General features: G+C 54.5%; 19 protein-coding genes and 1 riboswitch. Of the genes, 15 read left to right on the top strand and 4 right to left on the bottom strand.

Annotated features, from left to right (window positions below):
- Positions 1 to 58 precede the first annotated feature (58 nt).
- Positions 59 to 562 carry a hypothetical protein gene (locus BN2684_RS03605; RefSeq protein ID WP_058300809.1) on the top strand — a complete coding sequence of 168 codons (504 nt, stop codon included), beginning with the start codon at positions 59 to 61 and terminating at the stop codon, positions 560 to 562.
- A gap of 165 nt (positions 563 to 727) precedes the next feature.
- Here BN2684_RS03605 and BN2684_RS03610 read toward each other — a convergent pair whose 3' ends face one another.
- The 3 genes from BN2684_RS03610 to BN2684_RS03620 all read right to left on the bottom strand — a co-directional run bounded on the left by BN2684_RS03610 (position 728) and on the right by BN2684_RS03620 (position 3,150).
- On the bottom strand, positions 728 to 1,534 hold the full coding sequence (locus tag BN2684_RS03610; RefSeq protein WP_058301001.1) for a helix-turn-helix domain-containing protein: 807 nt from the start codon (positions 1,532 to 1,534) through the stop codon (positions 728 to 730).
- Between the two features lie 235 nt (positions 1,535 to 1,769).
- Positions 1,770 to 2,096 (bottom strand): antibiotic biosynthesis monooxygenase, encoded by a 327-nt coding sequence (locus BN2684_RS03615; protein ID WP_058300810.1) that lies wholly within the window; start codon positions 2,094 to 2,096, stop codon positions 1,770 to 1,772.
- A 73-nt stretch (positions 2,097 to 2,169) separates the two neighbouring features.
- A complete protein-coding gene (locus BN2684_RS03620; RefSeq protein ID WP_058300811.1) occupies positions 2,170 to 3,150 on the bottom strand; it encodes an L-lactate dehydrogenase in 981 nt (326 codons plus the stop codon).
- A gap of 432 nt (positions 3,151 to 3,582) precedes the next feature.
- Between BN2684_RS03620 and BN2684_RS03625 the strand changes: the two genes are divergently transcribed.
- From BN2684_RS03625 to BN2684_RS03650, 6 genes are all read left to right on the top strand, one after another.
- Positions 3,583 to 4,677: a BMP family lipoprotein gene (locus BN2684_RS03625; RefSeq protein ID WP_058300812.1), complete on the top strand. Its 1,095-nt coding sequence runs from the start codon at positions 3,583 to 3,585 to the stop codon at positions 4,675 to 4,677.
- 290 nt (positions 4,678 to 4,967) lie between these two features.
- On the top strand, positions 4,968 to 6,491 hold the full coding sequence (locus tag BN2684_RS03630) for an ABC transporter ATP-binding protein (protein WP_058300813.1): 1,524 nt from the start codon (positions 4,968 to 4,970) through the stop codon (positions 6,489 to 6,491).
- Positions 6,488 to 7,612: an ABC transporter permease gene (locus tag BN2684_RS03635; protein WP_058300814.1), complete on the top strand. Its 1,125-nt coding sequence runs from the start codon at positions 6,488 to 6,490 to the stop codon at positions 7,610 to 7,612. The genes BN2684_RS03630 and BN2684_RS03635 overlap by 4 nt, the downstream gene beginning before the upstream one ends.
- A gap of 2 nt (positions 7,613 to 7,614) precedes the next feature.
- Positions 7,615 to 8,568, top strand: a complete 954-nt coding sequence (locus BN2684_RS03640) for an ABC transporter permease (RefSeq protein ID WP_058300815.1) — start codon at positions 7,615 to 7,617, stop codon at positions 8,566 to 8,568.
- Positions 8,569 to 8,790: 222 nt separating this feature from the next.
- A riboswitch (cyclic di-GMP riboswitch) is annotated at positions 8,791 to 8,876 on the top strand.
- Positions 8,877 to 8,890: 14 nt separating this feature from the next.
- The gene (locus BN2684_RS03645; protein WP_058300816.1) at positions 8,891 to 9,709 is read left to right on the top strand and encodes a transglutaminase-like domain-containing protein; all 819 of its coding nucleotides are present in this window, start codon (positions 8,891 to 8,893) and stop codon (positions 9,707 to 9,709) included.
- A 164-nt stretch (positions 9,710 to 9,873) separates the two neighbouring features.
- Positions 9,874 to 10,746, top strand: coding sequence for an SDR family oxidoreductase (locus tag BN2684_RS03650; protein ID WP_058300817.1), 873 nt, complete (start codon positions 9,874 to 9,876; stop codon positions 10,744 to 10,746).
- A gap of 41 nt (positions 10,747 to 10,787) precedes the next feature.
- Here BN2684_RS03650 and BN2684_RS03655 read toward each other — a convergent pair whose 3' ends face one another.
- Positions 10,788 to 11,636 carry an AraC family transcriptional regulator gene (locus BN2684_RS03655; protein WP_058300818.1) on the bottom strand — a complete coding sequence of 283 codons (849 nt, stop codon included), beginning with the start codon at positions 11,634 to 11,636 and terminating at the stop codon, positions 10,788 to 10,790.
- Positions 11,637 to 11,765: 129 nt separating this feature from the next.
- On the opposite strand from BN2684_RS03655, the gene BN2684_RS03660 reads away from it, so the two are divergent.
- The 8 genes from BN2684_RS03660 to BN2684_RS03695 all read left to right on the top strand — a co-directional run bounded on the left by BN2684_RS03660 (position 11,766) and on the right by BN2684_RS03695 (position 19,713).
- Positions 11,766 to 12,761, top strand: a complete 996-nt coding sequence (locus BN2684_RS03660; protein WP_058301002.1) for an aldo/keto reductase — start codon at positions 11,766 to 11,768, stop codon at positions 12,759 to 12,761.
- 195 nt (positions 12,762 to 12,956) lie between these two features.
- Positions 12,957 to 13,712 (top strand): threonine/serine exporter family protein, encoded by a 756-nt coding sequence (locus BN2684_RS03665; RefSeq protein ID WP_392388992.1) that lies wholly within the window; start codon positions 12,957 to 12,959, stop codon positions 13,710 to 13,712.
- Complete coding sequence (locus BN2684_RS03670; RefSeq protein WP_324608468.1) at positions 13,699 to 14,175, top strand: threonine/serine exporter family protein; 477 nt, start codon at positions 13,699 to 13,701, stop codon at positions 14,173 to 14,175. Before BN2684_RS03665 ends, BN2684_RS03670 begins: the two co-directional genes overlap by 14 nt.
- Positions 14,176 to 14,288: 113 nt before the next feature.
- Entirely contained in the window at positions 14,289 to 15,515 is a 1,227-nt protein-coding gene (locus BN2684_RS23790; protein ID WP_082651733.1) for an MFS transporter, read from the top strand.
- Positions 15,516 to 15,877: 362 nt separating this feature from the next.
- Positions 15,878 to 16,834 carry an ABC transporter permease gene (locus tag BN2684_RS03680; protein ID WP_058300821.1) on the top strand — a complete coding sequence of 319 codons (957 nt, stop codon included), beginning with the start codon at positions 15,878 to 15,880 and terminating at the stop codon, positions 16,832 to 16,834.
- Positions 16,824 to 17,774 carry an iron chelate uptake ABC transporter family permease subunit gene (locus BN2684_RS03685; protein ID WP_058300822.1) on the top strand — a complete coding sequence of 317 codons (951 nt, stop codon included), beginning with the start codon at positions 16,824 to 16,826 and terminating at the stop codon, positions 17,772 to 17,774. Before BN2684_RS03680 ends, BN2684_RS03685 begins: the two co-directional genes overlap by 11 nt.
- The gene (locus BN2684_RS03690; protein WP_058300823.1) at positions 17,771 to 18,529 is read left to right on the top strand and encodes an iron ABC transporter ATP-binding protein; all 759 of its coding nucleotides are present in this window, start codon (positions 17,771 to 17,773) and stop codon (positions 18,527 to 18,529) included. The genes BN2684_RS03685 and BN2684_RS03690 overlap by 4 nt, the downstream gene beginning before the upstream one ends.
- Before the next feature lie 164 nt (positions 18,530 to 18,693).
- Positions 18,694 to 19,713: a siderophore ABC transporter substrate-binding protein gene (locus tag BN2684_RS03695; protein ID WP_058301003.1), complete on the top strand. Its 1,020-nt coding sequence runs from the start codon at positions 18,694 to 18,696 to the stop codon at positions 19,711 to 19,713.
- Positions 19,714 to 19,929: the final 216 nt, after the last annotated feature.

Raw genomic sequence — 19,929 nt, forward strand, 5'->3', positions numbered from 1 at the left:
TTCCTTTCGACTGGTAATCTAGGGGACATAGGGATAACCAGGTTCGGGAGGGAAAGGTATGAACAAACGCACGATCGTCGGTCCGGTTCTGATTTTGCTGGGAGCTTATCTGATTCTAAACAAAGGAGGAGAGCTTGAAGCGGGTTCCATATTCGGAACGTTTTGGGCGACTCTCTTTATCATTCCGCTCGGCTTGTTCTTTCATTGGATGTACTTCTCCATGACGAGACGCCGGGCGGCAGGGCTGCTGATTCCGGGAGGAATTCTGCTGACCGTTGGTCTGGTTTGCCAGGTCTCGATGCTGACAGGAGACTGGGGCACGACGTGGCCGGGCTTCATTCTGGCTCCTGCAGTCGGTCTTGCCGAATTCTACTGGTTCGGCGGCAGGAATCGATGGCTGCTCATTCCGATCAACATCCTTGTCGTCATTTCACTCTTGTTTTTCTCCGTCTTTACGGTAGAGGCCCTGTTCAATCGGACCATTATGGGGCAGCCGTTCATCGCCGTCGCGCTCATTCTCGGCGGGCTGGCGTTCATGCTCATCAGGAAGAAGGATTCCTGATGCCGTCAGCTCCAGCGGCTTGAAAGCAAGCTCTAGAGGCACAAATCCAAAAAAACGCAGCGGTTGCTTCGATGCAACCGCTGCGTTTTTTAATGTCGCTATCCCTTACCCTGTACTCAGGAGAGGGGAAGCGGTTTGAGCCGAATCCTGATTCATCGGCCATTATCAGACAAATGATGGTTTTGTCTCAAAGAAACGCAAGATGGAGCCGTCTGGTGTCGTCACGCTGCATTCTCTGGCTCCCCATGGCTGCGGTTCAATGTCTGAAATCTGGTTCCAGCCACTGTTCTTGACGAGGCTGTGGAGGGTATCGATTCCTTCCACCATCAGAAAGCCGACTACACCCTTTACAGGCTCGCCCGTGAAAAGGTGAAAGCCTCGGAACGGCGTGATGTGCGCTACGGCAATCTCGCTCGGATAATCGAAGACGCAGCCGTAATCGCCTCGTCCGGCACTGTCCCTTGCAACAATATCGCCATACCATCCAAGCGTATTCTGAAACCATTCCAATGTCTTGTCCATATCCCTCGTAAAGTAGACAGGACCGTTTTCCCGGATAACATATCCTCTTTCGCTGTAGCTGCTCATCTTTTTCGACCACCCGTTCAGAGTAGATTGGAAAGTGATCCTTGAATAGGCTTTTAGGGGAACACCCTCGCTGCGCGCCGACGATGGTGTCATTCCATGCCATTGATGAAATGCCCGCGAAAAGGCGGCCGGTGAATCATAGCCGTATTTCAACGCGATATCGATGATTTTCCCATCGCACGATTGAAGGTCATTCGCTGCGAGTGTCAGCTTTCTGCGGCGAATGTATTCTCCAAGGGAAAGATGCGTCATGAACGAAAAAACGCGTTGAAATTCCCATACCGAGCAGCCCGCATATTGCGCTGCAATGGCCAGGTCCATATCCCCGGTCAAATGATCCTCAATATAGGCAATGGCTTGGTTCATCCCATTATGCCAGTTCAATCTCTCACCTCCTGCGGATTTTATCCGAACTTTCATAATTCTGAAGAAATCAAAAGCAGGCAGCGGAATGATCGAGGAATACCTTCCGGAAACCGGAAAGTCATTCCCATTTCCCGGTGTTTGTCCCCATTTCCCGATGTCGCATATGATCAAGATTGCTCCACATGTAAGATAAGCAGATCGTTTCTTCCTCAGAAATAAAACAGCGCGCACCGATAACGGTACGCGCTTGCGGTTAGCTTTGCGGCTCGGGCTTTCTCGCCGCTTTGACCTCATAAACCGCTCCCTGGCTGTTGAGGATGTACTCCGGTTTTGGTTTCCCCCGGGATTGCCGATGGCCTTCCAGGTGAACCTCGCTCTTCTCCCAGCCCTTCCAGTGCTCCTCCGATTCCCACCGAATCATGACGACCACTTCCTGCTCCCCGCGGCGAGGTTTTTGGACGAGCACGGACAAATCGAGGAAGCCCGGGCTCTCTTCCACGGGGCTTTTGGAGCTGAAGCGCTCCACAATGGAATCTGCAAATCCTTCTTGCACGGTAAAAGTCTTCATTTGAATGAACATAATGGAGGGTTCCTCCTGACGTGTAGGATCCTCTTCATTTTAACTGAGAATCATTATCAACGTCAAAGGAATCTTACTTGCTGTCTAGCGGGTCCGTTTGCCGATTTTCTTTAATGGAAGAGATGCTGGAGCGAATGATCTCGCAAGAGGCTGCAAACTGATTCTGCTCCTTCTCCGGCAGCTTCAGCTCAACGATCTCCTTCATGCCCTGGCGGGTGATGATCGCGGGAACCCCTACACAGACGTCGTCCTGACCGTATTCCCCCTCCAGGATCGCGGAGACGGCGATGATGCGGTGATCGTCGTTGAAGATGGAGCGAGTGATATGGGCGAGCGCATTGCCGATGCCGTAGTGGGTCGAGCCCTTGCGATGGAAGATTTCCCATCCGGCATTCCGGGTTTTATAGGCGATCTCTTCAAGATTCATATGGCCGAAGCGTTGGGGATGCTGCTCCAGAATATCCAGGAGCGGCTTACCGCCAATGGTCACATGCGACCAAGCGGGGAATTGCGATTCTCCGTGCTCGCCAAGCACATAGCCTTGAACGCTGCGGGGATCGACGGATAGATATTCCGATAGCAGAGTCTTGAGCCGCGAGGAGTCAATTGAGGTGCCCGTCCCAAGCACATGGCTGCGAGGCAGGCCGGATACCTTGCGGACCACATAGGTGATGACGTCGACGGGATTGCTCGCGATGAGGAAAATGCCGCTGAATCCGCTGGCCATCACCTTTTCCACGATTCCGCTGGTGACTTCAACCGCCGCGTCGAGAACATCTAAGCGAGTTTGCCCTTCCTTCGGATTCGGGCCGGCGCAAAGGATGACGATATCGACATCGCCGCATTGGTCGTAGCTGCCAGTATGAATTTTCGTGCGGGAATGGATGAAATCCATGCAGTGAGACAAATCCAACGCCTGGGCGTAAGCCCGGTCATGATTGCGGTCGATGAGCATAATCTCGTCGCATACCGATTGATTAATGAGGGAATATGCACAGCTGGACCCTACATAGCCCATGCCGATGATCGCCACCTTGCGAACCGTGCTCGCCATTGAAAAACTCCTTTACGCGTTAAATGTCAATTATCATAACATAAGAATAGCATCCTTCCTGTGAAAACAAAAGCAATGGTTTGTGAAAAAAATTGGTTATCAGCGAGCCACAGCTTTTCGGCCTTCCCGCTTTACCGAATGTAAGTCATGCGGCTAACGGCCTATATCCCTCCCTCATAAGCTTGGCTATTGCGTTACGAGGTTCTGCCATCTTCCTTCGAATAGGAAGATTCCCCCCTGGACATACTGTCAAATGCATGAAAAAGACGTATGATTTAACTCCAATCCGTAAGCAACGATAGGATAATCAGAGGGGCGATGGCAGAATATATGACAAAAAAACAATTTTTCTATTGAAAAAGCATATTTTTCGGAATATAGTAGAGAGGTATGAGTTTGCTTTACATTACATGAAATCGGGGGCATTGGCGTATGAAAAAAGGCTTAATCTCAGTAATGGTTCTTGCTTTGGTACTGACTCTCGTCGCAGGTTGCGGCAAGAAGGAAGAAGGCGGCAGCGGAGCAAAATCCGACCTTAAAGTAGGGATGGTTACCGACGCAGGGACGATCGACGACAAGTCCTTCAACCAAGGCACCTGGGAAGGTATCGAAAAAGCAAAGAAAGACCTCGGAATTAGCGACAAGTACATCAAGCCGAACGGAACGACTGAAGCCGAATATATCAAGGAAATCGGCAACCTGTATGACGCCGGCTACAAGTTCATCGTAACGCCGGGCTTCAAGTTCTCCTCTGCGATCTTCAATGCACAAGACAAGTACACGGACGCGAAGTTCGTTCTGATCGACGCCGCTCCGAACTCTGGTAAAGAAGGCGCTTCTGACGTTGTCAAAGAAAACACCGTATCCGTCTTCTTCGCCGAGCAAGAATCCGGCTTCATCGCTGGCGTTGCTGCTGCCGTTCAAATCAAGGAAGGCGAAGCAGGCTTCATCGGCGGTATGGAAATTCCGGCTCCTCAAAAGTTCAACTGGGGCTTCCAACAAGGCCTGCAGTACGCAAATGACAACTACGGAACGAAAATCACCATCAAGCCGGAAAACGTTGTTTACCAAGGATCTTTCGATAATGTCGCAGCTGGCGGACAACTTGCCGCTCAAATGTTCGACCGCGGCGTGAAGTTCATCTTCACCGCAGCAGGCGGCGTAGGCGTAGGCGCTATCAACGAAGCCAAGTCCCGTGCGGAAGCCGGTAAAGAAGCTTGGATCATCGGCGTAGACAGCGACCAATACAATGATGGCAAATACGGCGATTCCTCCAAGTCCATTATCTTGACCTCCGCTGTCAAGAAGGTCGACCAAGCAACCTACGATATCATCAAAGACGAGATCGACGGCAAATTCCCGGGCGGACAAACCCTCGTGTTCGACGCCAAGAACGACGGCGTAGGCATCCCGGCTGAAAACCCGAACCTGTCCGACGACGCAACTGCCAAAGCCAAAGAAGTTACCGAGAAAATTAAATCCGGCGACATCAAAGTTGCTGCTGAACAAGGTAGCCTGATCAAGTAATCTTACCTTGCTCTATAGAGAGTACGGATATGGATTTCTTAAAAAGACGGAAGCTTCCGTCTTTTTTTTCTCCATCTGTGAGCCAAGCCCCAAATTACCGATAAACGGTTATCCTTGTTGTCATTGGGAAAGTGTAAGAATAAGGAGTCAGATTTGACTGGCTGATGCTGTCCCGCAGGAAGAAGGCGGGACGGCACGGCCATTTTGCCGGACATGCACGTCAGCTTGTCGTTTGCCCATCAATGCCAAGCTGCCTACTTATTATCCTTGTCCAAAAGGAGAAGCTTTCTATGGGATATGTGGTTGAAATGATTAACATCCGCAAGGAGTTTCCAGGCGTCGTTGCGAACGACGATATCACCCTGTGTCTGGAAAAAGGTGAAATTCACGCCCTCCTTGGCGAAAACGGCGCCGGAAAATCGACGCTCATGAGTATTCTGTTCGGGATGTACCAGCCCGATCGGGGGCATATTGTCGTTCGTGGCAAAGAGACGAAAATCACCAACCCGAATGTAGCGAATGACCTCGGGATTGGGATGGTTCACCAGCATTTCAAGCTGGTCGGCAATTTCACGGTTACGGAGAACATCATTCTCGGCTCCGAGCTCCGCAAGGGGCCTGTGCTTGATTTGAAGAGCGCAGCTAAGCGGGTCGAGGCTTTGTCCAAGCAGTATGGATTGAATGTAGATCCGTATGCCAAGATCGAAAACATCTCCGTTGGCATGCAGCAACGGGTGGAAATTATGAAGATGCTGTACCGCGATGCCGAGATTCTCATCTTCGACGAGCCGACGGCGGTCCTCACTCCGCAGGAAATCGAAGAACTGATGAAGATCATGCGCAACCTGATCAAGGAAGGCAAATCCATCGTAGTCATCACGCACAAGCTGAAGGAAATCAAAGCTGTTGCGGATCGCTGCACGGTTATTCGCCGGGGTAAGACGATCGGAACGGTTGAAGTGGCTTCTACGAGCGAGCAAGCGATGGCGGAGATGATGGTCGGTCGCAACGTTTCCTTTAAAGTGGACAAGAAGCCCGCTTCCCCGAGAGATACCGTTCTCAAGCTGGAGAATCTGAATGTTCGCAACAGCAAAAAGGTTCTTGGCCTTGCCGACTTCTCCTTGGAGGTCCGTGCAGGTGAAATCGTCGGGATCGCCGGTGTCGAGGGCAACGGGCAGTCGGAGCTGGTGGAAGCGATTACGGGGCTGCGCAAGCTGGAATCCGGCGTCATCTCCTACAACGGTCATGACATCTCCAAGCTGAGCATACGCGAACGAATCTACGAAGGCATCGGCCACATTCCCGAAGACCGCCAGCGGCGGGGACTCGTCCTCGATTACACGCTCGAGGAGAATATGGTCCTTCAGGTTTACAATAAGAAACCCTTCGCCAAGGGGGGCATTCTTCGCCGCCAAGCGATCCGAACCTATGCCGATAAGATTCTGAAGAGCTTTGACGTTCGTTCCGGACAAGGGCCGATCTCTATCGTGCGTTCCCTCTCCGGAGGCAATCAGCAGAAGGCCATCATCGGACGGGAGATCGAGCTCGATCCGAACCTTCTGATCGCAGTCCAACCGACCCGTGGTCTCGACGTCGGCTCCATCGAATATATCCATAAGCGGCTCATTGAGCAGCGGGACAAGGGCAAGGCCGTTCTGCTCATCTCCCTGGAGCTGGACGAAATCCTGAATGTATCGGACCGCATTGCCGTATTGAACCACGGCCAACTGGTCGGCGAGGTTGTCGCCGCCGAGACGAACGAGAATGAAATCGGACTGATGATGGCCGGCGTGCAGAGGGGAGAAGGAGCATGAGAAAAGCAATCGTATCCCTGCTTGCCATCGTGCTAGGCCTTTTGGCCGGAGCTCTATTGATGGCTCTTACCGGGCATGACCCGATTGAAGGGTACCGGTATTTGATATCGGGCGGCCTTAAGAACCGCGAGCGTATTGGTAATACCCTAGCGACAGCCACGCCCTTGATCTTTACCGGACTGTCCCTCGCTTTTTCCTTCCGGACTGGGCTGTTCAACATCGGCGCACCCGGCCAAATGCTGTTCGGCGGATTTTGCGCGACGGCCGTCGGCTTGACCTTCGATCTGCCGCGTGCTCTGCTCCTGATCGTGATGATCCTCGCGGGCTTCATCGGCGGAGCGCTCTGGGCGTTCATTCCCGGTATTCTGAAGGCCAAGTTTAACGTGCATGAGGTCGTTTCGACGATCATGATGAACTGGTCTTGTTATTGGATCGTCTATTACGGTGTTCCTGCTTATTTCAAGGGGCCTTCCCTGGAGACGGAATCCCGGCTTCTGCCGGATAAGGCTTCGCTTAAGACTCCGTTCATGACGGATTTGTTCAATGGCTCTTACGTCAACTTGGGCTTGATTCTGGCCATTGTTGCCGTCATCGTGGTTGGCTTCATCATCAATAAGACGACGCTCGGCTATGAGCTGAAGGCGGTCGGCTTCAACCGGGATGCGGCGGAATACGCCGGTATCGCGGTCAACCGCGGCATCATCACCTCGATGCTCATCTCCGGCGGACTGGCTGGTCTCGGTGGGGTCGCCCAATATGCCGGGAACGCGTCCAATATCCAGATCGGCTTGCTGCCTTCGCAAGGCTTCGATGGCATCGCCGTCGCCTTACTCGGGGCGAGTGCTCCTGTAGGCGTTCTTCTCTCCGCGATCTTCTTCGGTATCCTGTATTCCGGGCGCGGCTTCATGAACGCCATGACGGACATCCCTCCTGAAATTGCGGATACGATCATTGCGATCATCATCTATTTTGCCGCGACGAGTGTCCTGTTCGAACGCTTGATCAGTTGGCTGAAAAAGCGCCGTGGCGGCAAGGCTGAGCAGCCTGGCAATCCGCCAAAACCGGACGAACCGGTGAGCCAAGCGGAAGAAGTCAAAAACGTGGGAAGGGTGGGTGAGTAATCATGTGGGATACGATTGCGAACATCTTCCCGTATGCGATTGTCTATACCATCCCTCTGCTCATAACAGCGCTCGGAGCCTTGTTCAGTGAACGAAGCGGCGTGGTCAACATCGGGCTGGAGGGGTTGATGATTGTCGGCGCCTTCGCCGGCGCCTTCACCATCAACAAGCTTCAGCAGCAGTTTCCTGGGCAACAATGGACCCTCTGGGTCGGCCTTGTCGCCGCCTTTGTGATCGGAATCCTGTTCTCTCTGCTGCATGCCTTCGCCAGCATCAACCTGAGTGCGAACCAGGTAATTTCGGGTACGGCCATCAACATGGTAGCGGGCTCGCTTACCGTGTTCTTGTCCCGGAACATTACGGGCAGCGGCAACATCCGGATCGTTCAGGGCTTTAGCAAGTTCGATATTCCTTACCTGTCCGATATTCCGATCATCGGGCGTCTGTTCTTCAGCCAGACGTATTGGACAACCTGGTTTATCTTGTTGGTTCTTTTGTTCAGCTCCTTCCTGCTGTTCAAGACCCGCTTCGGTCTGCGCCTGCGCGCCTGCGGCGAGCATCCGCATGCGGCGGAAGCAGCCGGCGTCAGCGTACGGAAGATGCGGTACATGGGTGTCATGATCTCCGGAGGCTTTTCCGGTCTTGGCGGAGCGATCATCATTGCCACATACTCCGGGGAGTTTAACGGCAGTGTAGCCGGCCTCGGCTTCCTGGCGCTGGCCGCGCTCATCTTCGGACAGTGGAAACCGCTCGGCGTGTTGGCGGCAACCTTCTTCTTCGGCTTTGCCAGTACCATCGCCAACGTGTCTCAGGTTATTCCGTCCTTCCAGGTCATTCCTTCCGTGATCCTGAAGGTGTTCCCGTATGTCGTGACCCTGATCGCGCTCGTGCTCTTCTCCAAGTCGTCTCAAGCGCCCAAGGCATCCGGCGAGCCATTCGATTCCGGCAAACGGTAAGTCTTGGAGCCCAGCTTTCAAGCAGTACGCGGACAACGTACTGGCTTTAACCGTTCCGCAAGGGCCTGGAGACAGGGATTGCGGAGCGGTTTTTTAATTATTTTTTGGTGCAAATGTGAAAAAAGCTGTCATACCTGTTGCCATGAAGGAAAAATATGATACTATAAAACTAGTAATACGTTTTGAATGATTCATAGAATGAATCGGCAAATTCGACAAGCTTCACGATAATGGCAAACCTATCGAAAGATAGGGACGCAAAGCTATAGGGCCTTCCCGTCATAGACGGATGGTAGCCAGCTACCGAAAGGGGCTTTTTTTGATGAAAAAACTACTGATGATCGCTTCTCTCACCCTCTTCACCGCCGCTGCGACACTCCAGCCGATCACGGCAGCACCGGTTCAAGCCGCTGCATCCGAAGCGTCGTGGCTGAACAAGGACGCAGCCAGCCGCGGAGTAATCGCGGTGCGCTATTCGATCAAAAGCGGAGTTGACACGAAGCTGATGGTCACCAAGGGCGAGACAAGCTACACCTATAATTTGACGACCTCCGGGCAAACCTTCCCGTTGCAGCTCGGTAACGGAGATTATCAGGTCTCTGTTCTTGAGCAAGCGAGCGGCACCAAATACCGTCAAGTAAAGAAAGAAACCGTGAACGTCAAGCTGGACGATGCCAACGCCGTGTTCCTGAACTCGATCCAGAATGTCCGGTGGCAGACGAACGGCAACGCAGCCAAGCTCGCAGAAGAGCTGACCAAGTCGGCCAAGACGGATGAAGAGAAAGCCAAAGCGATCTATTCCTACATCATCAAAAAAATCAATTATGACAATAAGCTGGCCGCGTCCGGAGTCACCTCGGATTACCTGCCCGATGCGGATCGCACCTTGTCCACCAGCAAGGGCATCTGCTATGATTACGCTTCTCTGTATGCCGTCATGCTGCGGAGCCAGAAAATCCCCGCCAAGCTTATGATGGGCACCAGTTCCTATGTGAAAGAGTATCACGCTTGGAACGAAGTCCTGCTGAACGGCAAGTGGGTGACGGTCGATACGACGGTTGACGCAAGCAAGGCAGGCGCCACCGCTCAAAAAGACTTCGTCAAGGACAGCTCCAAGTACAAAGTCGCCAAAGTATACTAAAAGCTCAATCCGAAGAGACCGGACCCGCTGATCACAGCGGGTCTTCTTATTTGCGGAAAAGGGATTTAGATGAAGTCTTCACCTGAAGAGGGGCAGCTTTAACGGAAGGAGAAATTCGGATATACTGGGGGAAGCTACCGGGAAACCGGAGGGGAGGATATTCCGTGACGCAATCCTTGCAGGGGAAAATCGCTCTTGTGGCGGGAGCCACGAGAGGAGCTGGCCGTGCGATCGCCGAATGTTTGGGCGAAGCGGGGGCGACGGTTTATGTGACCGGCCGAAGCACCCGGGAGGGCAGCTCTGAGATGAATCGCCGAGAGACCATCGAGGAAACGGCGGAAAGAGTCGAAGCAAAGGGCGGCAAAGCCATTGCCGTCAAGGTCGACCACACCGTGGAAGAAGAAGTGGCGGGGCTGTTCAGGAAGATCGCGGAGGAGCAGGAAGGTCGGCTGGACATCCTCATCAATGATATCTGGGGAGGCGACCCACTGACGCAGTGGGGAGTTCCCTTTTGGCAGCATGACTTGCATAACGGATTGCGCATCCAGAAGCAGGCGGTTCATACGCATATGATCAACAGCTTCTATGCGGCTCCGCTCATGACCGCACGGAAGGAAGGCTTGATCGTCGAGGTGACGGACGGAGTCGGTTATCATTACCGGGGCAATCTCTATTACAGCCTGGCCAAGATCTCGGGTGTGCATCTCGCTGAAGCGATGGCAAGCGATCTGAAAGAACATCATGTGACCGCCGTAGCGGTAACGCCGGGCTTTCTCCGTTCGGAAGCGATGCTGGAGTTGTTTGGCGTGACGGAAGAGACTTGGCGGGACGGAGCGAAGCAGGACGTCCATTTCCTGCAGTCGGAGACGCCTTATTTCGTCGGGAGAGCGATCGCAAGCCTGGCCGCCGATCCCGACCATTTTGCTCGAACGGGCCAAAGCTTGAGCAGCTGGGGCTTGTCTGACGTATACGGCTTTACCGATATCGACGGGTCCAAGCCTCATTGGGGAAGGTACGCCGAGACATTAGGGCTATAAAGGGAGCGGTCCTCGAAGCGATGGATTATCTGCATTGTCAGCTAGGCATCGGCAAGCGGGACGAACGATTCCCTGTACTGCCGCGGAGACAATCCGAAGAGCTGCTTGAACATACGCGAGAACAAGAGAGGGTCCTTGTAGCCGACCGAGAAGGATACCTCCTTCACCGACAGAGCGGTGCCGCGCAGAAGCTCAGACGCTTTGTCGAGCCGATACTTCAGCAGGTATTGCTGAGGGGAGATGCCCGTCTCGTCCTTAAATAAGCGTGACAGGTACTTGCGGCTGAGGCCTAGATCTGCCGCCAGTTCCTCCACCGTGACCCCCCGGGAATAGTTCACATCGACATACTCCATGGCGCGAGCCGCATAGATTTTGCGGCGGCTTTCCGGCGGTCGAGACCCGGAGCGTTCCCCGCTCGCTTCATCGAGAAGGGTTGCCATAAGCTGAAAAAAGGCGGAGGTGATGCGAAGCTCCCTGCTCTCTCCGGGATAATCGGCATCGCGCACCTGCCGAAAGCAGCTCGGGAGCTGTGTGTCAGTGCCAGCGTTGAACACCGGATTTGCGGCGGAGAGGCCGGCAAGAGCAAGATAGGCCTCGGTATAAGTGCCATGAAAGGCAACCCAGGATTGCACCCAGGGATTGGCCTCGTCGGCTTCGTAGGAGAAGACGACACCCGGGCACACGAGAAAGCCTTGCCCCGCGGTTAGAGGATAGACCTCTCCAAGGCAGCGAAAGACCCCTTGACCGCTGTGAATGTAAAAAATTTTGTAATGATCCTTCACGGCCGGTCCCCACGAGGCCCCGGGGGAACAGCGTTCCGATCCGTAATAATAAAAATGCAAATCGACAGGCGCATGCGATTGCCTCGGCAAAACCGTACAGCGTTCCATGGCGGAAGCCACCTCTGAATGAATTAGAATGTGGACATTATACTATAGAGTGCGGACATGAGGATATGCCTTTTTCCACACGGGAGGGGTATAATGGAGGCGTATTCACAAGAAGAAGGAGAGGAATCCATGGCACATTCCGCAGCAGAAGGACGTTACAATTCCATGAAATATAACCGCAGCGGCAAGAGCGGCATCAAGCTGCCGGCTGTCTCACTTGGCTTATGGCATAATTTTGGAGGCATCGATCCATATGAACGGGGACGCGAGATGGTGCGCTACGCCTTCGATCGGGGGATCACTCACTTTGACCTGGCCAACAATTATGGGCCTCCGGCAGGCTCTGCTGAAGAGAGCTTCGGGCGTATCCTGGACCAGGATTTCCGCAGCTACCGCGATGAGATGATCATCTCCACCAAAGCGGGTTATTACATGTGGCCCGGACCTTACGGCGAATGGGGCTCCAAGAAATACCTGGTGTCGAGCCTCGACCAGAGCCTGAAGCGGATGGGACTGGATTACGTCGATATCTTCTATCATCACCGTCCGGACCCGGATACGCCTTTGGAGGAAACGATGGCCGCGCTTGACCTGCTTGTCCGGCAAGGCAAAGCGCTGTATGTAGGGATCTCGAATTATTCGGCGGAGCAGACAGTGAGGGCCGCCGCGATCCTGAAGGAGCTTGGCACTCCCTGTCTGATCCATCAGTTCCGCTATTCCATGCTGGATCGCCGTGCCGAGCAGGAAGGCTGGCTGGATGCGCTGGAGCAGGAAGAGATCGGCAGCATCGCCTTCTCTCCGCTGGAGCAAGGCGTGTTGACGGATCGTTACCTGAAGGAGATTCCGGCCGATTCCCGCGCCGCCGGAGGTAGCGTGTTCCTTCGTCCCGAATCGATCACGGAAGAAGTGATGGGGAAGGTCCGCAAGCTGAATGCGTTCGCCGCAGAGCGCGGACAGAAGCTGTCGCAGATGGCCATCTCGTGGATTCTTCGCGGCGGCCGGTTGACCTCCGCCTTGATTGGAGCAAGCAAGGTGAGTCAGATTGAGGATGCGGTTGCGGCGGTTCAAGCCCCTGACTTTACGGCAGACGAGCTGGCGCACATCGAAAGCATTATGAACGGTTAAGTCGTGTGGAAGCCTGTTCCCGTCGGAGTTCATCTTCGAAGGAACGGGCTTTTTTTTGCCTGCTCCGGCAGGACTTTTCATTGGATGGCAGGTTGCGGCATGATATAATGACAGTGGTTTTTCGTGATCTGAACGGATATTTCAAGAATGACAAGACAAGCGGGTGCAGCAACGCGAATGGAAGAAGAAGCAGCAATCAATCGTAATCAAGAAGATACGGAGCTTATCGTCGAAATATGCCTGCTTGCGGGCAAGCTTATGCTCCAGAACGGAGCGGAGACCTACCGGGTGGAGGATACGATGACCCGCATGGCCGCCGCCTTCGGTGCGGAGAATGCGCAGAGCTACGTCACCCCGACCGGCATCTGGTTCTCGCAGGGAGAGAAGGAGCCTGCCAAGATGGCGCGCATCTCGGTCCGCTCTACCGACCTGCGTAAGGTGACCCTGGTCAACAGCATCTCCAGGCAAGCAGCAAACGGAGAACTCGACATTCTTCAAGTGCAGGACAGGCTGAGAGAGGTGGAGGCGAGCAAGGTCGCCTATTCGCCTTGGCTTCAGCTCCTGGCGGCTGCTCTATCGAGCGGCTGCTTTCTGATGATGTTCCAGGGAGTTTGGCAAGACTTCATTCCCGCGATGGTAGCCGGGGGAGTCGGGTTTGCCGCTTCGGTGCTCGTCCACCGTTTCGTACCGTTGAAGTTTTTCTCGGAGCTGCTCGCCGCTTTCTTGATCGGCGTCATTGCCACGTTATTTGTTCGCTACGGCCATGGGCAGCAGATCGACAAGATCATCGTCGGCTCCGTCATGCCGCTCGTTCCCGGGCTGCTCATCACGAATGCGGTGCGCGATCTGATGGCCGGGCATCTTGTCTCCGGCTTGTCCAAGGGGGCGGAGGCCTTCCTGACGGCGTTCGCGATCGGAACCGGGATCGCTATGGCCTATACATTTCTCTAAGGAGGCGTCAGCCATGCTCATTCAGCTCGTCACTAGCTTCATCGCATCGGCCGCCTTCGGCATTCTGTTCAACGTCCCGCGCAAAGTCCTCGTTCAATGCGGATTCGTCGGCATGCTTGGATGGGCGCTCTATTATTCCCTCTCCGAAGAGGGGTTCGACATCGTGGTCGCGACGATCGCAGCGGCATTCTTTGTCACGCTGATCAGCCAGATCTTCGCCCGGATGTTCAAGACCCCGATCATCGTGTTCAGCGTCTCCGGCATCATTCCGCTCGTCCCGGGCGGGCTTGCCTACGATGCCATGCGGATGTTTGTGGAGGGTGATTACAACTTGGCCATGCAAGCGGCCGCTCGGGCGTTTCTCATCTCTGGGGCTATTGCCATCGGGTTGATCTTCTCCGAGGTCACCAACGTCATCTTCAAACGCCCGGCTATGAAAAAGGCTCCCTCCGGGAAGCCCTGAGGAGGAATCGCGATGAAAAGCGCCAGACCCCCCTGTTAATGGAATGTCCGGTTCGCCCGACCTCCGCCTGACGGATGCTCATTCGCATCCATCTAGGAGAGGGAGAAAACCGGATGAACGTACAGAAGAACCTGATCAAGCTCTATCTGCTTGAGTTTTTTCACAGCCTGATTCCCGCGTATGTGATCGAAAGGCTTTTTTGGGAATCCCGCGGCATGAGTGTAAAAGAGGTCGTGATCTGTGAGATCCTCTATGCCGCCGGTGTCGTCCTCTTGGAGATCCCGTCGGGAGCAGCGGCCGATCGGTATGGCCGCAAGCCCCTCATTGTGGCAGGGGCTTTCCTCGCCATGCTTGAGATGGCCCTCCTGCTTGGCGCACACCGATTTTGGCATTTTGCGGCGCTCGTCCTGATAGCCGCTGTTGCGAAAGCCTGCACGAGCGGAGCATTGAACGCGCTGCTCTACGATACTCTCGCGGCGAGCTCGCGGCAGAAGGAATTTGAAGGCATTCTCGGCCGGATGAACGCCTGCGGCATCCTGGCCGCCGTCATGGCGGCACTTGGCGGCAGCGCGCTTGCGGCGAAGGTCAATATGGAATGGAATTATGTTCTATCGGCAGCCAGCCTGCTTCTCTCGCTCTGGGCCGCGCTGACGTTGCGCGAGCCGCCTCTGCATGCGAACGGGGAGAGCGAGAAGCCTTTCAATGCTCTCGATGCAAGAGAGAACCAGGCGGCGTTGCCCTCTGCCCGCTCAGGTAGCGTTCGGGCCTCCGTTCGCCTCTTTGGAAGCAGTCCCGTCCTGATCATGGTGCTCTTGCAGGGGATGCTTCTCGGAGCCTGTCTGGTCTATCTGGATGAGTTCTGGCAGCTCTATTTGAACCGGCTTTCCATTCCCGTTATCTGGTTCGGAGCGTATTCGTGCCTGCTGCTGGCGGTGAGGCTTCCCGGAAGCCTGCTTGCAGGTTGGTTGGTTCGCAGGGTGCCGCCAATCCGCATTGTCACGGGTGCCGGTGTCGGGATCGTCTTGGCGCTTCTCGCTGCTGGACTTGTACCCGGGGCTGTCGGGCTGGCGGCGATGGCATCGGCTTTCCTGCTGGCGGGTGTGCTTGAGCCGGTCGTCGCAGGGTTTCTGCACCATCGCATCGATTCCTCGATGCGCGCGACGGCGGAGTCCTTCCAATCGCTCGGGACGAAAGCGGCGACCGCCGCTGTGGGCCTTGGCTTCGGGTATTTCACTGATTCGATGAGCCTGTATGCCGGCTTTTTATTTCTCGGTGTGCTGGCAGGAGCGGGGATGCTCCTCACCGGAGCTCCTATGCTTTTGCGGAGAAACCGAGAGTGAAACCGGGCTTCTCGAGTTGAAAGAGCGAATCTGGAAGAAACTGTCGCCGGAAAACGCGTTCCGCACGCGCACCGGCACCTGCATCGAGCAGCGCATTGATTATTCTCGCAAGACCGGCTGGATCAGCCGGTCTTTTGTTATGCGCAGACCGTGTGGGTCTATCCGGTGATCAGGGGAGCGGGCATCGAATGGTGCTTGATAATTGTGAAGAATTCGTGAAAGAAAGGGTTGACAATCCAAGTCCGAGCAATGCTATACTACTATTCATGAGTGATAATGAGAATCATTATCACAATTAAGAATCATTCTAATCTAGCATGGCAAATCGCATCGCTTGCCATCTCATTCAACTGGAGAATCACATGAAACGACGTTACTGGATCGTACTCCTCGCCGTGCTTTCGGTTGCCTCCTTGTTTATCGGGGTGAAGAACATCTCTCCCCTGGATATCTTCTCCTTAAGCGAAGACCAGCTGGAAGTGCTGCTGATCAGCCGGATTCCGCGTCTCGTCAGCATCCTGATTGCCGGGATGAGCATGAGCGTGGTCGGGTTGATCATGCAGCAGTTGAGCCGCAACAAGTTCATCTCGCCGACCACTGCCGGAACGATGGATTCTGCTCGGCTCGGCATCCTCGTATCGATGGTGCTGTTTGCCTCGGCTGGCATGCTCACGAAGATCCTGATCGCGTTCGTCTTCGCTTTGGCGGGAACGATGCTGTTCATGAAGCTGCTCAGCCGCATCAAACTGAAGGATGCCGTCTTCATCCCGCTCGTCGGGCTGATGTTCGGCAATGTGATCAGCTCGTTTACCACGTTCTTCGCCTACAAATTCGAGCTGATCCAGAATATGTCCGCCTGGCTTCAGGGCGACTTCTCCGTCATCATGACCGGTCGGTATGAAGCGCTGTACATCAGCCTGCCGCTCCTATGTCTAGCTTATCTCTACGCAAACCGGTTTACGATAGCGGGGATGGGCGAGGATTTTGCCGTCAATCTCGGCCTCAACTACCGCCAAGTCGTCAACCTTGGGCTCGCGATCGTCGCCATGGTCTCCGCCGTGGTCGTGCTGACGGTGGGTACGCTGCCTTTTCTCGGGTTGATTGTCCCGAATATCGTCACGCTCTATCTCGGCGACAACCTGCGCAAGAGCCTATCCGAAACCGCATTGCTCGGCGCGGCGTTCGTGCTGGTCTGCGATATCCTCAGCAGGCTCATCTTGTACCCATACGAGATTCCCATCGGACTCACGGTCGGGGTGCTGGGCAGCGGGATCTTCCTGTTCCTGCTGCTGCGGAAAAGAGGCGCTTATGGCGAATAGGAACAAGCTCCTTCTTCTGCTGCTTGCGGCCGTAACGTTGATTGCCGTCTTCATGACCATCCGCGCCGGTGGCAACTGGGATTACATTCTACCCAGCCGGGGGAAGAAGATCGCCGCGATGGTTCTGACGGGAACCGCTATCGCTCTCTCGACGTTGATCTTTCAGACGCTGACCAACAACCGTATTCTTACGCCGAGCATCATCGGGCTCGATTCCTTGTATCTGCTCTTTCAGACAGCAGCGGTGTTCATTCTCGGCTCGTCGAGTTGGGCAGTCGCGGACAAAAGGTTGAACTTCCTCATCTCGGTAGGGATGATGATGCTCTTCTCAGCCCTGCTTTACCGCCTGATGTTTCGTTCCGAGCGCGGCAATTTGTTCTTCTTGATCTTGGTTGGCATGATCTTTGGAACGTTCTTCCAAAGCCTCTCGACCTTCATGCAGGTGCTGATCGACCCGAATGAATTTCTCGTCGTGCAGGGGAAGATGTTCGCAAGCTTCAGCGCTATCAACACCGACATTCTGCTCCTCGCGGCCATTGCCCTTCTTGCAGCGATGGCGGTGGCCTGGAAGTCCGTCCGCGTTCTCGATACGCTCTCGCTGGGGAGAGATCACGCGATCAACCTCGGCGTGGCTTACGACGCCAAGGTGAAGCGCCTGCTCCTCCTCGTGGCGGTGCTCGTCTCGGTCTCTACGGCTCTCGTTGGCCCCATCACCTTCCTTGGGCTGCTGATCGCCAATCTCGCCCGTGAATGGCTGGGAACGCATCGGCACCGCGTGCTCCTGCCCGGAGCGGCGCTTCTCGCGATCATTGCGCTCGTCGGCGGCCAACTGATCGTAGAGCGGGTCTTTTCATTTACGACGACGATCAGCGTCATCATCAATTTTGTCGGCGGCTTGTATTTTCTCTACTTGCTGCTAAAGGAGAATCGGTCCCTGTGATAGAGGTTAACGATGTATCCAAGCATTATGGAAGCAAAGCTGTCGTGGACAATGTCTCGCTCAAGATTCCTCCGGGGCGAATCACCTCCTTTATCGGCCCGAACGGGGCGGGCAAAAGCACACTGCTCTCCCTGATGAGCCGGTTAGTCAAGCGAAGCGAAGGGGAGGTTCGGATCGGAGGCAAATCCATCGACGAATGGAAGCCGAACGAGCTCGCTAAGAAGCTCTCCATATTGAAGCAGACCAATACTCTGTCGATCCGGTTAAGCGTTCGAGATCTGGTATCGTTCGGGAGGTTCCCGTATAGCGAAGGCAGACTGACGCCGGAGGATCGAGAGCAGGTGGAAGAGGCGCTTCATTATATGAACATGGTGGAGCTGGGGGACAGGTATATCGACGAATTGAGCGGAGGTCAGCGTCAGAGGGCATTTCTCGCCATGGTGCTGGCGCAGAATACCGACTGCATCCTGCTCGACGAGCCGCTCAACAACCTGGATATGAAGCATTCCGTGCAGATCATGAAGCTGCTCCGTCAACTGGTGGAGGAGAGAGGCAAAACGATTGTCGTCGTTCTTCATGACATCAACTTCGCTTCCTGCTATTCCGACCGGATCGTCGCATTGCGGGACGGGCGCATCGTCCGCGACGGCCTCACGGAAGAGATTATCGAATCCGGCGCACTTCGGGAGATCTACGACATGGACATTCCCATCGAGACGATAGGCGGGCGAAAAATCGGCGTCTACTTCTCTTGATCGCGGTTGATTGTATTGGCTTTCCATCAAGCGGCAGAGTGAATAAGGCGTAGGAGACAGGGAGGGAGGGCCCCCCTCCGGTCAAGGCTAAATTCTGCCCCGTTTGAGACGGCCAACTGTAATCATAGATAGCAATTCCAAATTCAATATGAGGTGAGTCCATGATGAAAAAGAAATATACAGCTGCTCCCATCCTGCTGTTCTTCATCCTCGCTCTTCTAGTGGCAGGCTGCGGGCAGAGCAAATCAACGTCGGAAGGAAATGCAGCCTCGGCTTCGCCATCCGCTAGTACAGAGCCCTCCGCCGCGACGACGGCGCCGACCAGCGCTGCTGCTGATTCGGAGGAATTGACCATCACGCACAAGCTGGGCGAGATCAAGCTCAAGAAGAACCCTGCCAAGGTCGTCGTCTTCGACTTCGGAACCTTGGATACCCTTGACAAGCTGGGGGTAGAAGTCACCGGATTGCCGAAGAGCAATCTGCCCTCTTATCTCGATAAATACAAGGACGACAAATATGAAAGCGTCGGAGGCTTGATGGAGCCGGACTTCGAGAAGATCAATGCCCTGAAGCCGGATCTCATCATCATCTCAGGCAGACAGCAGACGAGCTACGAGGAGTTTGCCAAGATCGCTCCGACCCTGTTCGTAAGTGTGGATGCAAATGCTTATATGAGCTCCTTTAAGGAAAATGTAACGCTTCTGGGGCAAATTTTCGGCAAGGAATCTGAAGCGGCGGCAGAAGTCACCAAGCTCACGGATGCGGCAGCCAAGCTGAAGGAGGAGAATGTGAACTCCGGCAAGAAGGGCTTGATTGTGCTCACCACCGGCGGTAAGGTCAGCGCTTATGGTCCGGGCTCGCGATTCGGAATCATTCATGACGAGCTCGGCGTCGCTCCGGTCGATACGGAGATCAAAGCGGATACGCATGGCCAGAGCATCTCCTTCGAGTATGTGGCGGAGAAGAATCCGGATTACCTGTTCGTCGTCGATCGGGATGCCGTTGTGGCGTCGGATGGAGCATCTCCGGCGAAGTCGGTCGTCGAAAACGACTTGGTCAAAAAGACGAATGCCTACAAGAACGGCAAAATCATCTATCTTGACCCGAACTACTGGTATCTGTCCGGCGGCGGACTCCTGTCCGTGGAAGAGATGATCAAGGAAGTGTCAAACGGAGTGAAGTAACGCGTTGGTTAGAGAGAAGGAAGAATGCAAGTTCTGGGGGGAGTGCCGACCCGGTTTTCGGCGCCCCTCTATCTTCTTTCCGTTCTTCAGCTTGCTTTCCTATTCTCGCGCTTGTGTTCCCCTTCCAGATGTGCTATTCTGAGACAGTTAACAAATGAAGCCTGAAATTCACGTATTTCAAAGGGTTCTCATCTGGTAATGAAGCCTTTTGGAATG

The sequence above is a fragment of the Gorillibacterium timonense genome (assembly GCF_001457415.1).
GTDB classification, from domain to species: domain Bacteria; phylum Bacillota; class Bacilli; order Paenibacillales; family NBRC-103111; genus Gorillibacterium; species Gorillibacterium timonense.

Bases quoted from the DNA above. Each gene is read 5' to 3' on its own strand.
- BN2684_RS03605 (WP_058300809.1), top strand. From the start codon at position 59: ATGAACAAACGCACGATCGTCGGTCCGGTTCTGATTTTGCTGGGAGCT.
- BN2684_RS03620 (WP_058300811.1), bottom strand. From the start codon at position 3,150: ATGGCGAGCACGGTTCGCAAGGTGGCGATCATCGGCATGGGCTATGTA.
- BN2684_RS03655 (WP_058300818.1), bottom strand. From the start codon at position 11,636: ATGGAACGCTGTACGGTTTTGCCGAGGCAATCGCATGCGCCTGTCGAT.
- BN2684_RS03640 (WP_058300815.1), top strand. From the start codon at position 7,615: ATGTGGGATACGATTGCGAACATCTTCCCGTATGCGATTGTCTATACC.
- BN2684_RS03685 (WP_058300822.1), top strand. From the start codon at position 16,824: ATGGCGAATAGGAACAAGCTCCTTCTTCTGCTGCTTGCGGCCGTAACG.
- BN2684_RS03695 (WP_058301003.1), top strand. From the start codon at position 18,694: ATGAAAAAGAAATATACAGCTGCTCCCATCCTGCTGTTCTTCATCCTC.
- BN2684_RS03635 (WP_058300814.1), top strand. From the start codon at position 6,488: ATGAGAAAAGCAATCGTATCCCTGCTTGCCATCGTGCTAGGCCTTTTG.
- BN2684_RS03645 (WP_058300816.1), top strand. From the start codon at position 8,891: ATGAAAAAACTACTGATGATCGCTTCTCTCACCCTCTTCACCGCCGCT.
- BN2684_RS03615 (WP_058300810.1), bottom strand. From the start codon at position 2,096: ATGTTCATTCAAATGAAGACTTTTACCGTGCAAGAAGGATTTGCAGAT.
- BN2684_RS03680 (WP_058300821.1), top strand. From the start codon at position 15,878: ATGAAACGACGTTACTGGATCGTACTCCTCGCCGTGCTTTCGGTTGCC.
- BN2684_RS03625 (WP_058300812.1), top strand. From the start codon at position 3,583: ATGAAAAAAGGCTTAATCTCAGTAATGGTTCTTGCTTTGGTACTGACT.
- BN2684_RS03630 (WP_058300813.1), top strand. From the start codon at position 4,968: ATGGGATATGTGGTTGAAATGATTAACATCCGCAAGGAGTTTCCAGGC.
- BN2684_RS23790 (WP_082651733.1), top strand. From the start codon at position 14,289: ATGAACGTACAGAAGAACCTGATCAAGCTCTATCTGCTTGAGTTTTTT.
- BN2684_RS03660 (WP_058301002.1), top strand. From the start codon at position 11,766: ATGGCACATTCCGCAGCAGAAGGACGTTACAATTCCATGAAATATAAC.